We start from the raw sequence: 24,150 nt of genomic DNA on the forward strand, positions 1-24,150 counted from the left end.
ATTTGACCAATTTCTAAACTCTCTCAAAAGTATGAAAAACACACTATGTAAAAGGTATTTTACGATTAAAATAGACCTGAAAATGAAAATTACCATGTTGTTTCTTTTGGTTGCCTTTTTTCAACTTCAGGCAAATAACACGTATTCCCAGAAATCCAATATTTCTATGAACATGAAGGATGCTACGATAGCGTCAATATTTGAAGAAATAGAGAAAACAACCGATTTCAACATTCTTTATAAGAATTCCACTTTAGACATCAATAAACGTATTTCCGTAAACGTTGACAAAGTCAAGATAGATGAACTGATGGGTATAGTTCTAAAGAAAACCAATGTTTCTTTTGAAATTAGAAAAAAACTTATCGTGTTGGTTGAAAACGGCAAAAAGTTGAATTCCGGTACTAGTCCGGCCTCATCCAATCCTCCAAAGGTTCCGGGTCAAACCATGACGGTAACTGGCACGGTAACCGATCAAGACAATATTCCCTTAGGTGGAGTGAGTATTGTAATCAAGGGCTCCACTAAAGGGGTTTCCACCAATTTTGATGGGGAATATGAAATAGAAGCTTCTGAGGGCGATATTCTTGTGTTCTCCTATATTGGCTTTTCCTCACGTGAAATCAGTGTAAAACAAGCAGACGTAATTAACGTTGCCATGATGCAAAGTTCAATGGATTTGAACGAAGTAATCGTTACCGCAACCGGTGCGCGCCGTAAGGTTGAGATGGGAAATTCCATTGCGAATCTCAACGTTGCCGATGACGTAAAGCAGCGGCCGATAAGCAATGTCTCGGACCTACTTCAGGGGCAGGCGACCGGCGTTCAGATTTCAAGTAGTGGAGGTTCTACAGGCATGGGCTCGCGCATTAGGATCAGGGGTTCGAACAGTGCATCCCTTTCCAACGAACCAGTAATTTATGTTGATGGTATTTTGATTAATAACGAGGCAAATTCAATCTCTTTTGAAACAGGTGGGCAATCCCCTTCCCGTTTAAATGATATCAACCCAGAGGATATTGAGTCTATCGAAATCATCAAGGGTCCTTCCGCGGCAACATTATACGGATCTATTGCGGCCAACGGTGTAATTCGTATTACCACTAAAAAAGGTAAACAAGGAGAACCAAGATGGTCTGCATTTTTCGAGAGCGGTTTGGTAGAAGATGTAACAACCTATCCCAAAAACTATCAGGCACTTGACGCAGCAGGCAATCCCGGTTTCAACTTTGAAGCGGCCGAAGGCACTTTTGTCCACAGTACGGTCAATTCTTTTCAGCCCTTGAACGACCCGCGTACCTCGCCTTTTAGAACCGGACAGTCTTATGGCGGTGGGTTGAGCGTATCGGGAGGTTCGGAAGTACTCACCTATTTCCTTTCGGGAAGTCTTACCGACGGTGAAGGCGTGTTGCCCGTCAATAACATAAAAAGAACGAATTTCCGGGGAAATTTCGGAGCCAAGATTACTGATGACCTTAAGGTAAATTTGACCACGGGCTACACCAACAGTAATCTGGAACTTCCCTTGAACGATAATTTTGCCCTCGCATTAATGAGTCAGGGCCTAAATGGTACATCGACCATAGATGTCAACAACGGTTGGGGTGAATTTACACCCGATGAACTGTTTACCATAGACACCCGGCAAATAATCAATCGTTTTACCAGTGGTCTTGAACTCATTTGGCAACCCTCTGAAAAATTGAACCTAAGAGCCTCCGGAGGCCTAGATTTACATCCCGTTGGGACAGTCAGTTTTTCCCCACGGGTGAAGCCCCTGATTTTCTAAACTACGACGAAGGTGCCCGGTTCTCTAATAGGTTCAACGATTTTGTCTATACTTTGGATGCCGTAGGTTCTTACAAAACAGATCTTTGGGAGGGCATAAATTCCAGAACTTCCCTTGGATTCCAATATTTACAGAATCTTTCGCAAGGCACCTTCGCAACCGGTCTTCAGTTGGTTGCGGGTAGTAATTCTATTGCGGGGGCAGCAGTAACACAAAGTAACGAACAGACCATCGAGTCGCGTACCGTAGGGGTCTTTGTGGAGGAACAGATCGGTTTTAATGACAAATTGTTCGTGACAGGTGCCGTACGGGCCGATCGCGGGAGTTCTTTTGGTGCCTCGTTCAATTCGGTATTTTACCCCAAAGTGAGTGCTTCTTGGCTGATTTCGGAAGAAGAATTTTTCAATGATTCCGACAAATATGGCATAAGCTCGTTACGGCTTAGGGGAGCCTGGGGAGCCTCGGGGGTACAACCGGGCACCAATGATGCGCTGAGGTTTTTCAATCCCATAGCCGCTACACTGGACGGACAAAGTGTTACCGGGGTCACTATTGGCAGCGTTGGAAACTCCGACTTAACCCCAGAGCGGTCAACGGAAGTTGAGTTCGGCTTTGATGCGAAACTATTGTCCGAAAAAATTGGCTTTGAAATGACCTATTTTAATAAACGTACCGAAGATGCTCTTATATTTAGGCAATTGCCCTTATCGCTCGGCGTGGGCGAAGGGCGCTTTGAAAATTTGGGTTCCGTTAAAAACTCGGGTATTGAAATTGGATTGAATACAAGAATCATCGAAACCGATAAGTTTTTCTTTGGGGTGGATTTTGTGGGTTCGTTCATAGATAATGAATTGATAGAATTGGGTGAGGGCATACAACCGGTCATTTTTGGTCAACAACGTCACGTTGAAGGCTTTCCCCTTGGCGGTTACTGGGATGAAACCTATACTTTTAACGATGCCAATGGCGATGGTTTCATTGGGCAGGATGAGATACAAGTTGGGGAAGTAGGGTACTTAGGTACGCCGTTTGCCACTACTGATATTTCATTTACCCCAACACTTAGTTTTTTCGAAAATCAATTTGTGCTAAGAGGACTCCTAAACTACAGGGGTGGTCAAAAACTTTATAACAACACCGGTTCTTGGCGAAACGGGAATAGTAACAACCAAGAACTGAACGATCCCAATGCCTCGCTTGCCGATCAGGCAAGGGCCGTTGCATCAAAATTTTTGGGCACTAATGCTGGTTATATTGAAGATGCTTCGTTTTGGAGGCTTCGTGAAATTTCGTTGACCTATAATGCGCCTGTCACCTTTTCGAGTCAACTTGGTTTTGACCGTATAAGCCTGACGCTTTCCGGGCAAAACTTGGGTGTATGGACCGACTACACGGGACTTGATCCCGAAATAAGTTCTGAGGGGCAAGCCAATTTTACTACTGAGGAATTTCTCAGTCAACCACCCGTGCGTTCTTGGAAAGCAAGGCTAAACCTATCTTTTTAACATTAAAAAATCTAAGAAAATGAGAACATTACTGAAAATAAAAAACAACTATTCCAGATTGATCTTTAATGTCGTTGTTTTGGTTGTACTTACATCGTTGAGTATATCTTGCGATTCGGTGGTAGAAGTTACAGATCCTGATATTGTTACACCGGAATCGCTTAATAGCGAAGCCGGTATACAAACCCTGCGCGCGGGTTCTTTGGGAGATCTTGCCGTGGCCATGAGCGGTTCCGCAGCAGGCCATGGGGCTACCACGGGCCTAATCGTTATGAGCGGCCTTATGGCTGATGAGTATAGTTATTCTGGAACCTTCCCCACTAGACGTGAGGCTGATACCCGAAACCTTCAAGATATTAACGGTGACATAAATACAATTTATGGTAACCTGCACAGATCACGAACCGGGGCCGAAACTACTATAGACCTTCTTGCCAATTTCGGCGGAAATCCAGAAGTGGAAAGCGAGATGCAAAGTATCGTTGGGTATGCCTATGTCATGTTCGCAGAAACCTTTTGCGGTGGGGTTCCCTTTAGCAAGGCACCTGCCGACGGAGGTGAATTGATCTATGGCGAGCCTTTGACTACTGAGCAAATGTTTAATGCTGCGGTCGAATGGTTTGATCAAGCCATCACCAACGCCGGCAGCAACGATAAATTGGCCAACCTGGGGCGGTTAGGCAAGGCCCGCTCCCTTTTGGGCCTAGGACAAATTGATGCCGCGGCTGGCGAAGTATCTGCTGTTCCATCAGATTTTGTTTACAATATTGAACAATCAGACAACAGTCGTAGACAAGAGAACGGTATTTATATAATGACCACTGTTCGCCGTCAGTTTTCTATAGCAGATGGCAAAGGCGGCAATGGTCTAATGTACCGCTCCGCTATGGATCCCTGGACACCTTGGGACGGGGGCACGGAATTTGGACAAGATGATATTACCCTGTATTACAACCAACTCAAATTCAATTCCTCCAGTGTACCCGTGGCCTTGGCCTCAGGAATAGAAGCAAGGTTGATCGAAGCCGAGGCGGCCGCTAGTGCAGATGATGCCCAAACCGTCGAGAATATACATAATGAACTTAGGGCCGCAATGGGTCTATCAGAGTTAGACCTCTCAGGAATTAGTGGCGAAGACCTGTTGCTGGCCCATTTTTCAGAACGTGCCTTTTGGTTGTTCAGTACAGGTCATCGACTGGGAGACCTAAGAAGACTTGTGGATGTTTATGATATGATGCCCTCAAGTGTGTTTCCATGGGGGCCTTATTTCAAGGGAGGGGAATATAATCCCAATCTTAAATTTCTAGTCCCACAGTCAGAATCGAACAACCCCAATTATGTTGGCTGTTTGGATTGAAAATATTTGAAAATGTCATACAAAAAAGAGAGGAGGCTTTTTAGGGCCTCTTTTCTTTTTAAGTTTGCTGAAGGCAAAGTTGTCAATTACATTTTTTATGAAAAACCTGTTAGCGATTCCAAAATTTGAACGTTCTGGAAGCTTCATTTTCTTATGTGCCTTGTTTTTGTTGTCCGGCACCGCTGGCCTTATATTCCAAGTGATTTGGATGTACCGGCTGGGACTTGTTTTCGGGAATGCGGCGTATGCAACAGCTGCAACATTATCCGCTTTTTTTCTCGGATTGGCCCTTGGGGGACGGTTTTTTGGCAAGGCTTCCGCCCGTTTTAAACGTCCACTTCGCTTATATGGCTTTATGGAGCTAGGTATTGCCGTAACGGCACTCTTGTTGGTTCCTGGCCTCCATTTCTACGAAAAGTACTATTCTGATATCGTATCTTTTTTAGGGGTTTCAAGAAGCGTTCTCTTAGTCATCAAGTTTGTATTTGGTATTTCATTACTTTTTTTTCCTTCATTTTTAATGGGAGGCACCTTTCCCGTTTTGGCACAGTACATCGGGAAAAATCGAATTGACCTTTCAAGACGTGGAACGATTTTGTATGCCGTAAATACCTTAGGGGCCGCTCTAGGTGCTTTTGCTGCCGCGTTTTATTTGTTAGCTAGGTACGGGGTCAGTGCAACCTATGGCTTTGCCATGGCCCTGGCTCTTTCCGTAGGGGTTCTGGCGCTTGTTATCGACCGCTTTTATAAGACTCCCCACCCAGCTGCTCTTGAAGCCTTCGATTGGCCTGAAAAGCACGAAAAATCCACTTACGCTACATCCGAATTGGGTTATGGCCAATTCATCACGGTCGCCTTTTTTTCCGGGGCCTTGGCACTAGCGGCCGAAACCTTATGGACTAAAATGTTAGCCCAAGTTTTACAAAATTCGGTCTATTCGTTCGCTGCAATATTGGTAGTGTTCCTTTTATCCCTAGGGCTTGGCGGTATTTTATCCCATGTGCTGGTAAGGCTAAGGGCGCCGTCAACAAAATTTTTGATCTTATTGTTGGCCTCGGCCGCAATTTTGATAGGAATATCTCCAACGGTATTCAGTACTGTGACAAACGGACTTGAGTACCTTGCAGTGAACGCATCTTGGCTTACATATATATGGTCCGTCTTTAAACTAAGCCTAATAGTAATTATGCCTCCAACTATTATTTTAGGTGCCGTGTTTCCCTTTCTGTTGAAAGCGGCCCCTACAATCCATATGCCATCTGGGATAATCGCGGGCAAATTAGTACTCTACAATTCGTTGGGCGGCTTTGTGGGACCGGTAGTGGCAGGTTTTGTTCTATTTGATTTGGTCGGCCTCTGGAATAGTATAAAAATCATTGCTGTTCTGTATGGCATCTTAGCTCTATTGATTGTTTTCCCAGCATCCGGAAAAAAGAAAATTATTCAACTTTTATTACCAGTTGCATTGATTTTCGGAATATTCGTGTTGAAAAACCCACCTCTTGTACAATTGAAAACAGGAGAAAAAGTACTGGATTATTGGCAATCAAGCGACGGTGTCGTCTCTATAATACAATTGGCGGGAAATTTAGAGATGCGATTAGATAATTTTTATGTGCTCGGGGATTCGAAATCGTTTTTGGTCGAGCAAATGCAGGCCCATGTTCCGCTTATGATACATTCAGCACCTAAAAATGTGGCGTTTTTGGGACTGGGTACCGGCATCACGGCAGGTGCCGCGTTTAATCATGATGTAGAAAATGTAGTAGCCGTTGAACTGGTGTCCAACGTGGTTACTGCGGCAAAACGTTATTTTTCACCTTGGACCAATGGACTTTTCAAAGATAAACGGGCGCATATCGTAGCTGACGATGCCAGAAACTTTCTTCTGGGCGCCAATAAGAAATTCGACGTTATTATCGGAGACCTTTTTACCCCGTGGCATGCGGGTACGGGAAGTCTTTACACCCTTGAGCATTTTGAACAAGTTAAAAAGCGATTATCGCCCGGTGGCATCTTTGCGCAATGGTTACCGCTATACCAGCTTACACCTGAGAACTTCAATACCATTGCCGCTACATTTGCAGCCGTTTATCCACAAGTGACACTCTGGCGGGCCGATTTTTCCACGGACCGGGCCAGTATCGTACTCGTTGGCCAGGAAGCAGGCTCACAGCTTAACGATAATACCTTACGCAAAAATATTGTCCATGTAGTGGGTAAGCAAATTGACCCGGAAAACAACCACATGGCCGGTCTTTTTTATCTAGGTAACTTGGAGGCCATTAGAAATCGGTTGTCGGGTGTTGAACTGAATACCGATGACAGAAGGTCTGTTGAATTTAAGGCACCTATTCTATCGCAACAAGCCAATTCGGGCAGTGCAAGCTATATTACAGGCAAGGAGTTGGATGATTTGTTGACCTTATTAAATACTAATCTTCCTGCTGGGAAAGACCCCTATCTTTCCAACTTGGCAGAGGAAGAAATTCGATTTGTAAAAGTGGGGGCGCTTTACCATCGTTATTTGCGATATGTCAGTACCGGGGAAGAAGATAAGGCAAAAAAAATACGGGAACAGATACAGTTCTTGGCACCGGACTTTTTACAGACGGAGACCAAAGCTATTGATGAATAGAATAAGGGAATACCAACAAACAAGAAATAAAATGAATTACCAAAAAACAACTGGACCGATCAAGAACTATATGAAACAAGTAAGCAACAAACCATTCTTTTTTTCGATTCCAATAATCATATCCATACTATCTTTTAGTCTTTCCTTTGCGCAACAAGATATCATCGATAAGGCCATAGCGGTTTCGGGAACCGAAAAATTGAAAAATGCAAAGGCTTCATTTGATTTTAGGGATTATCAGTATACATACAAAAGAAACCAAGGGCGATTTGAATACACAAGAATCGGCAAGAAAGGCGATGGCACGGAAATACGGGATGTCTATACCAATAAGGGGCTGGTCCGCTATGTGGCCGATACCTGTACGTCTTCAAACGAATTAGGACTGTCCCGATCCAAAGTTAAGTCATAGTTTCAACTTTTGAATTAGGTGCTCTTTCCTTCTTTTGAGCATCGTTCTTTTCTTTATCGATTTACGTTTTTCCAATATCTTTTTGTCCCTTCCGAAATATACGGCTGCCGGTGTCAGGTTGTCCAATGATTCGTGGTATCTCCTGTTGTTGTAATAGTCCACGAACTCTTCCAACCTTTCCTTGAGTTCCCCCGGCATATAGTAGTTGTCCAGTTTGATGATGTTCTTCATCGAACGGTGGTAACGCTCTATCTTGCCCTGCGTCTGTGGATGGTTCGGTTTTCCCCGGATATGCTCCATCTCCCTTTCCTTTATGAACTCCTTCAGTTCGCCACTGATGTAACAGGGCCCGTTGTCCGACAGGAGCCTTGGCATTTGCCCTTTGGGCAGCGATACCTTTTCCAATGCCCTTCCCACTGTTTTCTTCACATCCCCTGCGTTCATCGAGGGACAGAGTTCCCAATGGATAATATATCGGCTGTAATCGTCCAGAATGGTCGAGAGATAGTACCAGCCCCACCCGACGATCTTCAGATAGGTGAAGTCCGTCTGCCACATCTGGTGAACCCTTATGGTCTTGTCCCTGTACTCCTGTGAAGCGGCCATGGTATCAAAAGCAGGGGATGTCACCAGTCCACGTGACTTAAGTATGCGGTAGACACTGCTCTCCGAGATATAGTATTCCCGCTCATCGGTCATCTTACAGGCAAGTCCGCGACAGGATTCCTCCGGGAAGTCCAGGGCCATCTCCACGACCTCCGACCTAATCTTGTCGGGTATCCTGTTCCAATAGGTATTGCGTGCCCTATGGTTGGGCGCAAGTCCGTCAAAGCCACCTTCGAGGTACTTACCGTACCAGTTGTAGAAGGTGCTCTTGTTTATCCCTATTTCCTTCAATGTCCTGTTCACGCCTATTTCAGATGTCTCCACAAGCCTTATGATCTCGTATTTCTCCTGTTGGGTAAATCGCATGTACTTCCTCCATTTTACCCTAAGCCATTGGTACTTTTTTTGAGCACCCGGTTCTGGAGCAACAGTTCGGCCACCGTTTCCTTAAGCTGGGAGTTCTCCCCACGGAGTTCCTTTACTTCACTGGTATTGGCCTCGCGCATGGTGTCACCCATCAGGCGCTTCTTCCCAGCTTCCAGAAAATCCTTGCTCCAACGATAGTACAGTGCCGGGGCAATGCCCTCACGCCTGCAGATGCCGGATACCGATTCCTCGCCCTTGAGACCTTCCAGCACGATACGGATCTTTTCCTCTGCAGAAAACTTCCTCCTTGTATTCCTTTTAATGTCCTTTACGATTGATTCCGTGTTCTTCTTTGTCATTTTAAGTGATTTAAATGGTTAATGAATCCATCTTCAAGGCTAGCCTTGAAGATAACAAAACCATCACTTATCTTTAGACCAAGATCAGTCCACTTTTAGTTGAAGATTTACAAGTTATAATTTCCTCAGCGTCTTCATCAGATAGATTCTCTAAATTTTCATATTCTAAAATATTAAATAGGACAGTTTTATCTTTCAAATCAGATGTTAACTCCTTTATTGCAGTTGAGGAAACACAGTTTGAATATGCTTGGGAGACAATAAGATTTCTAATAATATTAAAATTCCCAGTGCTTCCATCTCTAACTTTATCCATCAATGGACTAAAAATCGTGTCCCTAACAAAAGTTATTACAGATTTGTCTATTTTCCCTTTTTTCTTTTTTGATGTTATTTTAAACAGAACTAGGTTTAATTCAATTCCCGCCTCGCCTTCCGATGTCCCTTCAAGGGTTATTGTTGCACTTGTAAAAGGAGGTAGACAGTCGTCCAAGTCCTTTTCGCTTGCGTAAACCGCCCTACGGATATCCTCTACAAGCAAACGTATTGGTTCACTATTTTTCCTGAGTTCGCGAAGTCTTTCTTCTTCTGTAAACCGGCCATATTGAGCTGAAATTGGTACTGAAAAAAAGCAAAAAATGAGAAATAAGAGTAGAACAGTGGCTTTCATATTCGATAATTTTTAAATATTCAAAAAATTAGGAAAGCCAATTTTAGGGTAAGAAATACACACACCTCATTTCGAGTGGCTTTCAAAATGGGGGAGTTCTACAATCTAGAAAATTTATTTGAAACCCCATTACAGGAAATCCTCATAAAAACTGTGGTTTTTCCCCATGTATATCTGCAAATGAATGCCCCGCATTACTTCAATCTTTTTGAAATTTTGATTATCATTGGGGAGAATAAAGTAATCACTCATTAGAATTATTTCTCAAAACCGAACTAATATCGAACTAATGAAATTAAAATTACATATAATTAATTCAATATCAATTATTTAAATTAAAATAAGCGATATACAGAACGTGTATCATACGATGAAGGAATAGAAAATGATTTTCTTTTAATATAAGAGGGCGTCCAAGTGGCGCCTTTTTTTATTTTATCGCATCAATTTATGCGAATTACCAATGAATTACCACTCATAAAAAATGATGATTCTTCTTCATTGCAGGTGAAGCAAAAAAACCGATTTCTGAAGGGGGCAAGATTTCCTTACAAGGATTTTCTGTATTAAAAAAAAGTTAAATCTTCCAATTCGTAATCAGTTTACAAAGTTCAGAAAATCGTAGTTTATTGAAATCCAATCAATTCCATAAACCTAAAATTAGACCATATAAAACCCATATATATTCTATGGTTTTTATGCAATTCACTAAAACATAGATCTCTTAGCTTTAAGCCAACAACCAATCAACTTGTCACTTTCAAAAAGTCGCCTCAGGTAAATTTCTATTACGATAGTATTTTGATAGAATCCTTTGATTGGTTCTAACTAAAATCTATTGTTCACAATGAAAGCATCCCTTTTTACAACACTCCTTATTCTTATCCTTTCCTTGACCTGTAGTTATGGTCAACAAGAGACCTTAATCAAAAGAATAAACTGCGGCGGAAATCAAGTAACAGGTGCTGATGGTCTGGTTTATGATGCCGATACTTCTAATTCAGATGTTTCGTTCAGTTCTTTTTCCAGTAGTTTGACACATCTCAGTTATGTATCTCCTGAGCTAAGTGAGCCCTATTTAAAGTCTAGACTTTTGAATAGAAATGGCAATCATGGCGAAATTGATTTCAATTATACCTTTAACAACTTATCCGATATACACCAATACCGAATTATCCTTCATTTTGCGGAACCTTACCACGGGGTAATCAACACTAATTGGAATACCCGAATCTTTGATATAGACATCAATAATGGACAATATGTTTTTGATGATTATAACATTATGACAGAGGCAGCATTACCAAGTACAAACCCTATGGACGGGGCCAAGAAGGTCGCAAAAATTAATAGGGTAGTAAATATTAGCGGGGGTAGTTTGGTCATTAAGTTCACAAATCAAGATAATGATGCCTTAGTCAATGCCATAGAACTATTTAGGATAGAAAATGGTGGGGATAATCAGGCTCCTACTATTCCTACCAACTTGGTAGTTACAAATGTCACTGAAAATTCGGCTGACATTGCCTGGTCCGCTTCATCGGATAACGGGGGAGGAAATGTAGCGGGTTATAAAGTTTACAATAACGGAATAGAAATTAAGGACGTTACCACGACCACCACTACAATAGCAGGGTTAAATGAACAAACACAATACAATATTTCAGTAGCAGCTTATGATAATGCAAGTCCTGTAAATATCAGTTCAGTTAGTACTCCTACAATCAATTTCACCACTTTAAGCTCTGGGGGCAGTACATCAAATGGATCATCTATTTGGTCAGAGGCCAATACCACTGCAAGTTACTCTGGTGAAGTGGCCATAGGCCGTGCAACGGTACCAAACGGCTATAAAATGGCCATTGAAGGTCACGTTCGTGCCCGCGAAGTCCGTGTGGACCAAGAATCATGGCCCGACTATGTATTCTCAAAAGAGTATGAACTGCCCACCTTGGAAGAAATTCAAGAACATATTGATGAAAAAGGGCATTTGCCCAATATCCCTTCTGCTAGCGAAGTTGAGGCAAACGGAATTGAACTGGGAGAAATGAACAAGCTACTCTTGGAGAAAATCGAAGAGCTAACCCTCCATATTATCCAACTAAAAAAGGAAATCAACCAAATTAAAGAAAAATAAAATCAAAAAACTATGAAGCCAAATGTAATTAAAGTATCACACCATCTAATAATAGTTATCCTAGTCAGTATTTTATCACAGTGCAATCTTGTCAATGCGCAAATTGATTACGGAACACCCCAGTTAATCAACTCGCTGACCGATCAACCAATTTTGAATATAATGCCTGGGGACACCTACAATCTAAATGTGGTAGGAGATAGTCTGAATATTGTGGCAATACCACCTAGTGGTGCAACGGAAGAGAGTGTTCGATTTCTCACTAGTATCAATGAAGACAATATAGAAAGTGTTGCCCCCTATGCCTACAAAGAAGATGTCAGTGGCAATTTCTATAGTTGGATCACCCTTCCAAACTATTTGGATGTCCCTATCACTTTTACTATACAATATTGGAGCCAGAATGGTGCGGGAGGGACACTTTTGGGCGATGATATCTTTACCATAACCTTTACAAAACCTACCCCAGACAACTCATCGCCTTCGGCCCCAACATCATTGACCGGCACTGCAAGTTCGACCACTACCATTGCCCTTAGCTGGAATGCAGCAACGGATAATGTAGGGGTAACAGGGTACAACATTTACCAAGACAATGTTGAAATAGCCGCGAACTGGGCTGGCACTACCTACGATGTTAACGGTTTATCACCGGCTACTTCTTATGATTTTAAGGTTCGGGCCATGGATTCGGCGGGTAATGAAAGTGCCAATAGCAATACCCTGACAGTCACCACCAACGCAAGTTCTGGTGGAGGGGGCAACAGTAGTTCAGTCTGGACCGAATCCAATACAACGGCAAGCTATAACGGTCAAGTTGGCATCGGGGTGACAACCGTCCAAACCGAATATAAGCTGGCCGTAAATGGCAAAATCCGTTCTAAAGAGGTACGTGTTGAGCAAAATAATTGGCCCGACTATGTCTTTTCAAAAGAGTATGACTTGCCCACTTTAAAAGAAATACAAGAACATATCAATGAAAAAGGGCATTTGCCCAATATCCCTTCTGCTCAAGAAGTTGAAGAAAATGGTATTGAATTGGGTGAAATGAACAAGCTACTCCTGAAGAAGATTGAAGAGCTTACCTTATACATCCTTCAACAAGAGAAACGTATTCAAAAATTGGAAAATCAATCTAATTAATCAAAAACAATAGTACCAAAAAAACATACAAATGAAGAAAATCCTAATACTCTCATTTTTAATCTCGGGCATAGCTATTGCACAAAATGACGATGGAAGCGAACAAGAAAACTTCTATGAGGGTCTTGTCAGCAAAATGGTCAATATCCCCAACTCTCCTGAGGCCCAAGCTTTTGCCAAATACGGTGATACCGAAGTGAGTTTATATTCCGGGGTTCCTCAAATCAACATTCCCCTTCATTCCGTTCAGGGAAGGGAAATGAACCTCCCCATTTCATTGACCTATGATGCCTCTGGCATAAAAGTGGAACAAATTGCCACCCCGATGGGTTTAGGCTGGAACTTACAGGTTGGAGGCCGTATCTCTAGAATGGTCAATGGCCTTCCCGATGACTATGACTCTGGTACTTATGGAACAATTTATAATAATAATAGCCCCCAAGGATTATCCATTAAAAATCAAGTCCTAGATTATTCCGCCAATCAAGACAGGGACAGTAACAATACATTTTCTTCCTTACAGGCCGGACAAGACTATTACGAGTTTCTACTTCTGGCCAATAATAATCATATTGACCCACAACCAGACTATTACTCCTTGAACGTACCCGGTATCAGCGAAACCCTTGTAATTGATTATACCGATAACAATACACCCAAAGCCTTAAATAATCCCAGAATCAAAATAACACGTAGTACTACGGGGCTAAATCAAAGCATTACGGGTTGGACCGTAACCAATGAAGATGGAACCGTTTTCAATTTCAATACCTCCGAAAAGACTTTTCGACAAAACCTAAAAGCAGATGGTTCGACTTCGGGAGCAGGAGGCTCGGTAATCGGTCAAGGGGATGCAAATACCACTTACAATTCTTCATGGTTACTTTCTTCGATTACCTCTGCAAATGGTAAAGACCATTACGTGTTCAATTACAACAATTTAGGCTATTGGAGCCAAGAAGAAGGGTTTTCTTCTGCAGGAGTTTCAAATATGATTGTTTCGAACAACAATCCAAATCATAATTATCCCTACCCTGAAACCACGGGCACAAATGTCGTCTATAAAGTTCAGCAACAACTGCTTGGTTCTATCCAGCACAATGGAAAAATAGTTGTCTCAATGGAACATGGAAATAGGGATGACCTAAACTTTGACCAAGGAACCAATTCAAAGTATACGGCAATGAACGTTTTTGATTTTCAAGGAGGGCAGGTCGCTAACCCCTCAACCTTGAAAAGAATTGAATTCGATAATGCTACGTACTTCAATTCTGATGACTGGGCAAATTATAAGGATATCCGTTTAAAGTTGGATGGTATCACCATCAAAGGGAATGATGGGGACATATCTTATGAAACCTATCGGTTTGAATATGAGAGACCCAACGACCTGCCTTCGAGAGATTGCACAGGACAAGATTATTGGGGATATTACAACGGTAAATGCGGGCAAAATTTTTACGAAGCCTATTCCACTTCCGGTATTTCATTCCCTGGAGGGGATAGAAATCCAAACAGTTACCATGCACGAACGGGTATTCTCAACAAAATCATATACCCCACTAAAGGATATACCATTTTCACCTTTGAGGGCCATAAAGATCAGAACAATGATATTGGAGGTATCCGTATCCAGAACATCACAGATTACGCCAATACCGGCCTACCTGCCTCTATTAAAAAATATTCCTATTCAAATCCTAAAAAAAACGAAAGGAAGCTTTCTGAAGTAAAGACAATTGACAACCTATCCACACAGCTGATTCGATACACTTCCATACCAAAGGGATCCGAACCTTATGTTACCTATGGCAAAGTCAATGAAAGACGAATTGATAATATCGGTCAAAACAATGGCATTACCACTTATGAGTTCTATACGGGCAATAAAGGGATAATTTCTAATCTGAGCCCCCCATTTGCAAACAGGTTTACAGGCAATATTGAGGTAGGTATGCCTTTCCAACAAATACAGACCGACAGCAATGGAAATCTTGTAAAGAAAGATAGCACTATTTACTATAAGGCGCAACAAGTACTTAATGTGCCCGGTTATGTTGTATATGTAAAAGAAAAGTTTCAAAATAAAAGGTTATTTCTGACCCAAATCGGCAATATTGCGAGAGCTGATGTAGCAGATGAAAATGATATGAACCCATGTTTTCAAAATGTAAATAATGCAAATTGTCCATATGATGTTAGACTCTCTGCAAACAACAACGCCTTAAGGGGCAAAAAAACGCAAGCATTAGGACAATATGGTGGAGTACGCAAAATAGTAACGATACAAGCCTTACCAAAAGCTAATGGAACATCACAGACCGTAACAACTACCCAAGACATCATTTTTACAAGCCAAGATGATGGCCAAGGGAATATTGACCCCACGGATAAGCTTTATTTGCCTAGAAAAATTAGAACTACTTCCAGTAAAGGAGAAGTATTTGAAACCTTAAAATATTACCCATCTGATAATGTGGTACTTGGTTCTTCGGAACTTGAAGATTACAATAATCTCATAGAAGAAGTCAAAATTGTCAACACTAAAGACCCGGGTACCGTGAACGAGAGAACCATATCCATTACAGAAAACGAATATGGAACCGCAGGGGCAGTAATGATGCCAACCCTAGTGAAGACCAAAAAAGATAATGTTACAATAGACAATCGAGCAGAGTTCACCTATTATGCCAACGGTAATCTGAAAACCTCAAAACAGACCAATGGCCCTACAACAGTATATCTATGGGGGTATGACCAAAGATACCCAGTGGCGAAAATAGAAAATTCATCGGTCGCGGCCATAGAGGCATTGAGCAGTTTCACCTCCGGATTCGACTTGGGGTCAAGTGGACTTTCAGATGAGCAAGAAGCCGATTTACGCTCACTCGCAGAAACCTTGGTGACCATCTACGATTACAAACCCTTGGTGGGGGTAAAAAGCATAACCGATCATCGTGGTTTTAAAACCCAATTTGAATATGATGATTTTAACCGTTTAGAAGCGGTCAAAGATGAAGAGGGAAATCTTTTAAAGGATTATGACTACGGATACGCAACCCCAATTCAAAACTAACACAACCATTAGAATGAATATCATGAAAAACATATATCCAACTATTTTGTTTTTATTTTTTGCCCAGATTGCTTTTGCCCAATTTGGCGGCGGCGGTGGTCAACCGACATGCGAACAAGAAGGATTTCCCCCTGGATCGGTTAGATGGTTCAGGGATGCCGATGATGATGGCTATGGAGATCCCAATGTGACTACATGTTCGGCAAGCCAACCTTTTGGTTATGTCAGTGATTCATCAGATTGTGACGATACTGATGACAACCTACCTAGTTCAGATCATTGGGTAGATAGTGATGGTGATGGTTATGGTGACCCTAATCAAAAAATTCCGTTTTTACTTTGTACTGTTCCAAATGGATATGCCACCAATGGTGATGATTGCAATGATACTGAGGGGGTTGGGGCGACCGTATATCCTGGGGCACCGGAAATCTGTGATGGGTTGGATAACGATTGCGACGGTTTAATTGATGAAAATACCGTTGCTACCCCTACACCGGTCACTGTTACGCCAAGCGGATGCGGGCAGGTGACCTTATCACATAACGGGCCAAGTTCATGGTACTGGCAAACTATTTCCACCGGTGTTTCACAAACTGATAACGACAACCCAAAAGTGGTTACCAGTGGTAGTAAATTGTATTTACGGGCAAAATCAGGCAATTGCTGGAGTAACCCAAGGGAAGTTACTTTTTCAACAGTGCAACCTTCTTTAAACGAACCCGATATCATTGGTACGACGGAACGTTGTGGAAATGGGAGCATATCTGTCCGAGGGGGCTATTTAGATCAAAACGGAAGGGTTGCGGATAGTTTTAGATGGTATAGTGCCACCGGAGTGTTTATTGGCGAAACACAACCCTCGGCATACCAATCTTTTAATCTCTCACAAACGAGTACCAATTATCAACTTGAGGCTATTATTGACGGTTGTATAAGTCCAAAAAAGAATTTTACGCTTACTGTAAATCCATTGCCAAGTACACCTACTATAAGCGTCAATCAATCTTGTGATGTAACCAACGTGAGCATGTTGAATCCACCAGCTCCCAACAGTACTATTAAATGGTATTGGCAAACAGGTGCCAACGATGTTTCGACCAATGATGCTGACCTTAGTAAGAACTTCACTTCGCCAGGTACCGTTTATCTAAGATCTTATAATGAATCAACCGGGTGTTGGGGAGCTTCAGGTCAAGAAACGTTCTCCATCATGGCCACACCAGCTGTTCCGCTCATTCAAGATATTAGTATAAATCAAGGTTGTACCAGTACTACCTTGGCCTACAACACGGCAGATGTACCAGCCAACACCGACTGGTACTGGCAATCAACGGCCGATGATGTCAATACGAATGGCAATGCCGGTCTTAATTCCATCGAATTATTTAGCTCGGGCACCTATTTCATCAGGGCAAAATCAGGCAATTGTTGGAGTGCAGCACTTCCTATTACGTACAATCTAGGATCTGACGGTATTTTAGCACCCCAAATACCCTCCCAAGAAAACCAAGGCTCTTGTGGCCCGGGCACCTTTAACTATACACCAGCTTATATCACACAAACGGGACAGACCGGTCCATCACATTACGTATGGTACGACGCCAATGACGTTCAAATTGACGAAGTGGCGGTGGGCACCCCATTTACCAGAACCCTCTCCACGACGACCATCTTTAAGGTCGCTGCAAAAATCAATGGTTGCACAGGACCAAAGACCTTGGTTACCGCTACGGTATACAGTGTACCATCAGATTTGACTTTGGGCAGTGCCATTGGTCAAATTACGGAAAACTGCAACCAAACGGTGATTACAAGAAACGCTCCTCCGAACGGGTTCAATTGGTTTTGGCAAACTACTTCCAATGGTGAGGACGACTCCCCCCAAGCTGAAGAGCCAACCCTAGAATTCACGACCTACGAAAATCTTTTTTTAAGACCAAGAAACGAGGCTACGGGGTGCTGGGGTAATGCACTCGAAGTCCCCTATACGGTGAAGCAATCACCTGCAGTACCCAATACGACCATACAAGTGAACCAATCTTGTAATTCAGTTACCTTGACCAGGGACAGCAATCCCCCCAATGGCACTACCTGGTATTGGCAAAGTGAAGCCTTTGGAGAAGAAATGAGTGGCGATTTGGACAATGCGTCCATTGAACTTTTTTCAGGTACGGAATATTTTCTTAGGGCATTTAGCAATGGCTGTTGGAGCGCGACCTCTTTGCGAAAAAGCTATACCACAGGTTCAAATACGGTCGTTCCGCCTACTGTTACCGAGGTAGCCATCTGTGGCCCTGGTGACATTGTCTTGATGCCAGAATACAACGGACCTGTCCTTTCTGGGGTAGATCCCGATGTCACTTACAATTTTTATACAGAAGATGGCACGTTCATTAGCACGGTACCTTTTGGAGGTTCTTTTGCAGACTCCATAACCGAAACTACCATTTATCAGGTGGGCACAATGGGTAACGCTTGTGAAAGTTCAAGAACATTGGTGACTGCAACGGTCAATATACCAGATACCATTTATTACCTCGATTTTGATGGCGACGGCCTCGGGGATCCCTTCAGCCCTAGCGCCCTTGAGTGTGCTGCACCTGAAAATTATGTTGATAATAATTTAGACAATTGTCCTAATTTCAATGATCCTACCAATGCGTGCCCCGATGCGATAGATACCAATGCTACACATAACCCAGACAATTATATATACACTAGAACGTATCAGGTAGGGCGCGATAGTGCACTTTCAAACTTCTTTGTTCCATCAAATGAGGTCATACAAGAGATTGCTTATTTTGATGGGCTGGGTAGGCCTCGGCAACAAATTGCCATTGACCAAACACCTGACAAGAATGATTTGGTGACCCATATTGGTTTTGACGGCTTTAATAGAACGCATCGTCAATGGTTACCCTATGAAGAGGCAACCGATGAATTGGCAAGTTATCGTTTTGATGCCAAATCGGAAACGGATTCTTGGTACCTGCAAGAATATGCAGAAGACCTTAACCCGAGCGCACCCAATCCGTTTTCACAAACCTATTTTGAACCGTCGCCCTTAAATAGGGTCTTAAAACAAGGTGCCCCAGGCCAGACATGGTTGGTCAATCCTTCGGGGGCTGATAATACCATAGCGTTCGATTATCAAAGCAATTCGGCGACCGAGGTCAAAAAATACTACGTAACCACTGATAACTCGGCCGATACCAACACCTTCGTACCCAGCTTGGCAGAAGATGGCTTTTATGGTGCTGCAGAGCTTACCAAAACGGTGACCTATGACGAGAACCATTCGGGTACTGATAAGGACCATAGCACTGAAGAGTTTGTGGATAAGCAGGGAAGGGTACTGTTAGAGCGCACCTATGACAATGAAGTGGCCCACGATACCTATTATGTGTACGATGACTATGGCAACCTGACCTATGTATTGCCTCCATTAGTCGATACCTCTGATGGGGTTTCTGCAAATGAGTTGGCAGCACTATGCTACCAATACACTTATGACCATCGCAACCGCATAGTAGTAAAACAATTACCGGGCAAAGAAAAGGAGTATATTGTTTACAACAAACTTGACCTACCCATCATGACCCAAGACGCCAACCAAAGGGTAAATAATGAATGGCTCTTTACCAAATATGATGCCTTTGGTCGTGTGGCCTATACCGGTAAGGCAACTGTTGCCAACGATATTTCAAGAACCGATGTACAACAAGAGGTCGACGGTCTGACCACAGCGCCCTGGGTGGGGCGTACAGGCCAAAACAACTTTGGCAGTGCCGATGTTTCTTATAACGACGGCGCCTATCCTACCCTTTTGTCAACAGTAGCACAGTTGACCGAAATCTTGACCATTACGTATTATGACGATTATGGCTTTGACAGGGGCAATGAGCCCAATCCGCCCTCCAAAGTCTTTGATGAAGATCTTGATGAACGGGTAAAAGGCATGGCCACCGGTTCAAAGGTAAAAGTATTGGGCACCAATGCTTGGACCACCACGGTGAACCGTTACAATTATCAGGGTCATCTCATCTATACCTATAGCGAAAATGGATATTTGGGGTCGGTAGATCTGATTACTACTAAAATCGACTTTGTGGGCAGGCCTTTAATAGTACGTTCGGCACATAACCTAGGGATCACCAATGTGGTTACCCTAGACAATTTTACCTATGACCATGTAGGCAGGCTGTTGACCCAGACCCAATGTATCGGTGATAGTGCTTTGGGCAATACCTGCCCGACCACTGGTGGTTCTGGTACGACCGTAGAGGCCAACTTATCATTGTCAGGTACCATTACTACGGATCAGGTGGCGACCATGAGTATTACAGCAGAAGACACCGCCACTATAAGTGGTACGGTCACTTTACGTATTGACCCTAATGCCAATAATGGCAATAGTGCCGGGCAAGAGCTGATCGTAAGCAATAGCTATGACGAACTGGGTCAATTGCAACGTAAAAAAGTAGGTGGCGATGCGACGGGAAATGGCCTACAGACCGTTGATTACAAATACAATATCAGGGGTTGGTTAAAAAGTATCAATGATGTCGACAATTTGAATGCGGACCCTAGTAAAAAAGATCTTTTTGCCTTTAATATCGGGTATGACCAAGGGGCGAACCCCTTATACAACGGTAATATCTCACAGACCCAGTGGCGTACCGATAATGACGACAGTAGCCTAAAAAGCTACGGGTATACCTATGATGCCCTAAACCGTATTACATCGGCGACCGACAATATGGGGCGCTTTGGGCTATCTGGCGTGCAATATGATAAAAATGGTAATATTACCGACCTATCGCGGCAAGGTCACCTACAGGCCATGCCCGACTGGGGCAACAATGCCCATTTTGGTACTATGGACGACTTGAACTACCAGTACTTTTCGGGTACCAACCGCTTAAGGCGTGTGACCGATGCCGTGACCGCCAATGCGACCTCTGGTATGGGCGAATTTGTTGACCGTAACCCCGAAGGTGACGATTATGGGTACGACGATAACGGAAACATGACCTCAGATGCCAATAAGGGCATCACCAGTATAACCTACAACCATTTGAACCTACCGACCACGATCACCATCGCCAATGAGCAGGGCAACGGTACAATTTCGTATATTTATGATGCGACCGGTGTAAAACTCAAAAAGGTTATGGGGCTCAATCAGACCATATATGCGGGCAATTATATCTATACTTTGGAAAGCAATGCCGAAACGTTGCAGTTCTTTAACCACCCCGAAGGTTATATAAGTACCGAAAATGGAGGCTATGGCTATGTCTATCAATATACCGACCATTTAGGCAACGTCCGACTCACATACGCCGACTCCAACAATGATGGGAGTATAGACCCAAGTACAGAGATAATCAGCGAGAAGAATTACTATCCCTTTGGATTGGAGCATAAGGGCTATAATTCTGCAATCAGTCCGAACGTAAATGGTATCGCTGATGAGTGGAGATACAATGGAAAAGAGCTAAATGAAGAACTTGGACTTGATTGGTATGACTTCGGTGCTAGAAACTATGATGCATCTTTGGGAAGGTGGATGAATATCGACCCTTTGGCAGAGCAAATGCGTAGGCACAGTCCGTATAATTATGCGTTCAACAATCCCATATTCTTTATCGATCCTGATGGGATGAGCCCATATGTTAATGATGGCATCTACATAGATAAAGACGGTAATAAAGTAGGTGAAGATTCTAAAGGCGCATCTGACGGAAAGGTTTATGTTGTTCAAGGCTCATCAAAAAGAAAAGTTCAAAAAGCTACAGATAATGGAAAAACAATTGAGAGAAATGAATTGGACGAATCATTCGAATTACCAGCAAATGATGTAAAAAAGGAGCATGCAACAATGGTTGCAAAAGCCAAATCTGACAATGATCGAGAATTTTCTTCAACTAATATTGAGCAAAAAGACGGAACTACATATAATCATAATGTGACAGGCGAGGAATACGTTCCTGGAGAAAATGCACATATTGACCCTTTATCAAATTTACCTGCTTCGAAAAAAGGCATTGTGAAGGTGGTTGCACACACTCATAATGTTGACCCTAGTAAACATGATACAGAGGAAACCACATATTCTGCTGGAGAAAAACCAAGCCCCGCGGATTATGAGACGGCGGCGAAAACTCCTCATTCAATTAATGTAGTTTTAAATACTAGGAAGGACAAAGTGTTTATTATTAAGGCAAATAGTAGCCGAAACAGGAAAGGTGAAACAAAGATTGTAAATAAGAAGTTCGTAAAACTAAAAAGTAGTGTTTACTTCAAACAAAAATATTAATTAGCAAATATGAAATTATATTGTTCCCAGACTATAATAACTGCTTCATGTTGGATATTTATGCTGACCAATTCGTTTTTGTTTGGTCAAAATCAATTGAATTTAGACTATCATCAATCAATCAACAATAAAATTGATTTCGATTATGACACTAAAAGCTATTACATAGATGACATTCTGTCTAACAAGATAGAGCCAAAAGAAGTTTATAAGATTGTAATTACCAATAAACAGGAGATGAGCTATTTCTTAAAAAATATTCATCAATTCTCGAATTTACTCAAATTACATATATATAAGACAAAACTTTTAGAATTTGATTTTCTAAATTCTCTGAAAAACTTAAGAGTTTTATCCCTCTCACATATTAGAAAAATAGATTACGATGGGTTGGTGGATGAATTGAACAAGATTTCCAACATCAAACATTTAATCATCTCTAGTAAATCTTTACGAAGACTTCCCAAGAAAATTAATAAATTAAATTACCTTAAATCCTTGGGCATCAAAAATTCGAAAATCAAACATGCTGATTTTTCAATATCCTTATACTACCTTGAACTAACTTCCAATCGGAAAATTGATTTTTCATCTATTAACATTGAAAATACAGAAGTAGTTTATTTAAAAAATAATGGGATTAAAGATTTTCCTAAAAACTTGGGAAGTTCAAAAACTTTAAGAAGTTTGATAATTAGTCAGCCTGAAAAGTTTAATTTCGACTGTTTCATTAAAGGTTTTATTAATTTGGAGATTCTAGATATTTTCAGTACTCCTGTCTTGGGAATTAAAAATTCTTGTTTTATTGAAAATAAGAATATTGAAATTGTACAGCAAGAGCGATAAGGTAAGGTGGTAAAATAGTTGACGCACTTGTTTGGTAATACAACATGTCGAAAATCATTTTTTTTTTGAGAACATACCGATTGTTGGTCCCCCCCGCTAGCGCCCGTCTATGATGGGTGACATACCGAGTAAGTAATACCAGAGATAGGAACTATGGCTTTGATGTCATGGTCTTTTTATGAACGGTATAAGATGCGGCTTAGCCCCGCAACCGCGAGTTTGCAACTCGTGGCCAGCATGGGCAGATAGGTAAGAACTTAGAGAAGCCATAGCTTAGATCTTGTGCTTTTGTATTTTTGACTATGAGCAGAAATTACAGGTTTCATAACAAAGTAGGAGCTTATTTTGTTTTTTTCGCAACGGTATATTGGATAGAGGTTTTTACAAGACAAGTATATTTGGGTATCCTTGAAGAAAGTCTGAACTATTGTAGAAAAGAAAAAAGGTATGGAAGTCTACGCCTATTGTTTTATGCCAAGCCATATCCATTTTATATTTCGGTCAGCCAATGAAGACCCGTCGGGAGTTTTGCGCGATTTTAAAAAATACACTTCAAAGAAAATCTTGAAGACGATTCAAAACAATCAACAGGAGAGCAGGAAGGAATGGTTAATGTGGATGTTCGAAAAAGCCGGTAAAAAGAAAGGCAATGTTTCAAAGTATCAATTTTGGCAACATCATAACAAACCTATCGAACTGTGGAGTGCAAAGGTCATAAGACAAAAAATGGATTATATCCATAATAATCCAGTAGAATCCGGTTTTGTTACCGAACCAACACAATGGAAATATAGCAGTGCCAAGAACGTTGCCGAAGATCATACGGTTTTGGAAATAGATGATATTGGTTTTTTGAGTTGGCTATCTGTTCATTTACTGTAGTGGCCACCAGATGCAAACTGGCGGTAGCGGGTGAAAAGT

At 42.1% G+C, this 24,150-nt stretch carries 11 protein-coding genes and 2 pseudogenes; 11 read left to right on the top strand and 2 right to left on the bottom strand.

From position 1 onward, the window contains the following. The first annotated feature begins 31 nt into the window (after positions 1–31). The 5 genes from AACM45_RS17740 to AACM45_RS17760 all read left to right on the top strand — a co-directional run bounded on the left by AACM45_RS17740 (position 32) and on the right by AACM45_RS17760 (position 7,701). Positions 32–1,789, top strand: coding sequence for a SusC/RagA family TonB-linked outer membrane protein (locus tag AACM45_RS17740; protein ID WP_339144301.1), 1,758 nt, complete (start codon positions 32–34; stop codon positions 1,787–1,789). Continuing rightward, positions 1,702–3,294: a TonB-dependent receptor domain-containing protein gene (locus tag AACM45_RS17745; RefSeq protein WP_339144444.1), complete on the top strand. Its 1,593-nt coding sequence runs from the start codon at positions 1,702–1,704 to the stop codon at positions 3,292–3,294. The genes AACM45_RS17740 and AACM45_RS17745 overlap by 88 nt, the downstream gene beginning before the upstream one ends. Before the next feature lie 19 nt (positions 3,295–3,313). After that, a complete protein-coding gene (locus AACM45_RS17750; protein ID WP_339144302.1) occupies positions 3,314–4,651 on the top strand; it encodes a hypothetical protein in 1,338 nt (445 codons plus the stop codon). Positions 4,652–4,748: 97 nt separating this feature from the next. After that, the gene (locus tag AACM45_RS17755; RefSeq protein WP_158657142.1) at positions 4,749–7,289 is read left to right on the top strand and encodes a spermidine synthase; all 2,541 of its coding nucleotides are present in this window, start codon (positions 4,749–4,751) and stop codon (positions 7,287–7,289) included. Positions 7,290–7,320: 31 nt separating this feature from the next. Beyond that, entirely contained in the window at positions 7,321–7,701 is a 381-nt protein-coding gene (locus AACM45_RS17760; protein ID WP_339144303.1) for a hypothetical protein, read from the top strand. On the opposite strand, the pseudogene AACM45_RS17765 reads toward AACM45_RS17760, so the two are convergent. Beyond that, a pseudogene (locus AACM45_RS17765) lies at positions 7,696–9,032 on the bottom strand (IS3 family transposase). The gene AACM45_RS17760 and the pseudogene AACM45_RS17765 sit on opposite strands and share 6 nt — an antisense overlap. A gap of 73 nt (positions 9,033–9,105) precedes the next feature. Continuing rightward, the gene (locus AACM45_RS17770; protein WP_339144304.1) at positions 9,106–9,702 is read right to left on the bottom strand and encodes a hypothetical protein; all 597 of its coding nucleotides are present in this window, start codon (positions 9,700–9,702) and stop codon (positions 9,106–9,108) included. Between the two features lie 847 nt (positions 9,703–10,549). Between AACM45_RS17770 and AACM45_RS17775 the strand changes: the two genes are divergently transcribed. From AACM45_RS17775 to AACM45_RS17800, 6 genes and pseudogenes are all read left to right on the top strand, one after another. Next, complete coding sequence (locus AACM45_RS17775) at positions 10,550–11,839, top strand: malectin domain-containing carbohydrate-binding protein (RefSeq protein WP_339144305.1); 1,290 nt, start codon at positions 10,550–10,552, stop codon at positions 11,837–11,839. A 12-nt stretch (positions 11,840–11,851) separates the two neighbouring features. Then, entirely contained in the window at positions 11,852–12,982 is a 1,131-nt protein-coding gene (locus AACM45_RS17780) for a fibronectin type III domain-containing protein (RefSeq protein WP_339144306.1), read from the top strand. Positions 12,983–13,013: 31 nt separating this feature from the next. Then, positions 13,014–16,058: a hypothetical protein gene (locus AACM45_RS17785; RefSeq protein ID WP_339144307.1), complete on the top strand. Its 3,045-nt coding sequence runs from the start codon at positions 13,014–13,016 to the stop codon at positions 16,056–16,058. 22 nt (positions 16,059–16,080) lie between these two features. Further along, on the top strand, positions 16,081–22,383 hold the full coding sequence (locus AACM45_RS17790) for a DUF6443 domain-containing protein (RefSeq protein WP_339144308.1): 6,303 nt from the start codon (positions 16,081–16,083) through the stop codon (positions 22,381–22,383). Between the two features lie 60 nt (positions 22,384–22,443). Continuing rightward, positions 22,444–23,229: a hypothetical protein gene (locus AACM45_RS17795; protein ID WP_339144309.1), complete on the top strand. Its 786-nt coding sequence runs from the start codon at positions 22,444–22,446 to the stop codon at positions 23,227–23,229. A gap of 302 nt (positions 23,230–23,531) precedes the next feature. Beyond that, positions 23,532–24,111 (top strand): annotated as a pseudogene (locus AACM45_RS17800) (REP-associated tyrosine transposase). The last annotated feature ends 39 nt before the right edge of the window (positions 24,112–24,150 follow it).

The sequence above is a fragment of the Croceitalea sp. MTPC5 genome, assembly GCF_036985505.1.
Taxonomy (GTDB): domain Bacteria; phylum Bacteroidota; class Bacteroidia; order Flavobacteriales; family Flavobacteriaceae; genus Croceitalea.

Coding starts and splice junctions, on each gene's coding strand:
- AACM45_RS17790 (WP_339144308.1), top strand. CDS start 16,081: ATGAAAAACATATATCCAACTATTTTGTTTTTATTTTTTGCCCAGATT.
- AACM45_RS17780 (WP_339144306.1), top strand. CDS start 11,852: ATGAAGCCAAATGTAATTAAAGTATCACACCATCTAATAATAGTTATC.
- AACM45_RS17775 (WP_339144305.1), top strand. CDS start 10,550: ATGAAAGCATCCCTTTTTACAACACTCCTTATTCTTATCCTTTCCTTG.
- AACM45_RS17795 (WP_339144309.1), top strand. CDS start 22,444: ATGCTGACCAATTCGTTTTTGTTTGGTCAAAATCAATTGAATTTAGAC.
- AACM45_RS17750 (WP_339144302.1), top strand. CDS start 3,314: ATGAGAACATTACTGAAAATAAAAAACAACTATTCCAGATTGATCTTT.
- AACM45_RS17755 (WP_158657142.1), top strand. CDS start 4,749: ATGAAAAACCTGTTAGCGATTCCAAAATTTGAACGTTCTGGAAGCTTC.
- AACM45_RS17770 (WP_339144304.1), bottom strand. CDS start 9,702: ATGAAAGCCACTGTTCTACTCTTATTTCTCATTTTTTGCTTTTTTTCA.
- AACM45_RS17740 (WP_339144301.1), top strand. CDS start 32: ATGAAAAACACACTATGTAAAAGGTATTTTACGATTAAAATAGACCTG.
- AACM45_RS17785 (WP_339144307.1), top strand. CDS start 13,014: ATGAAGAAAATCCTAATACTCTCATTTTTAATCTCGGGCATAGCTATT.
- AACM45_RS17760 (WP_339144303.1), top strand. CDS start 7,321: ATGAATTACCAAAAAACAACTGGACCGATCAAGAACTATATGAAACAA.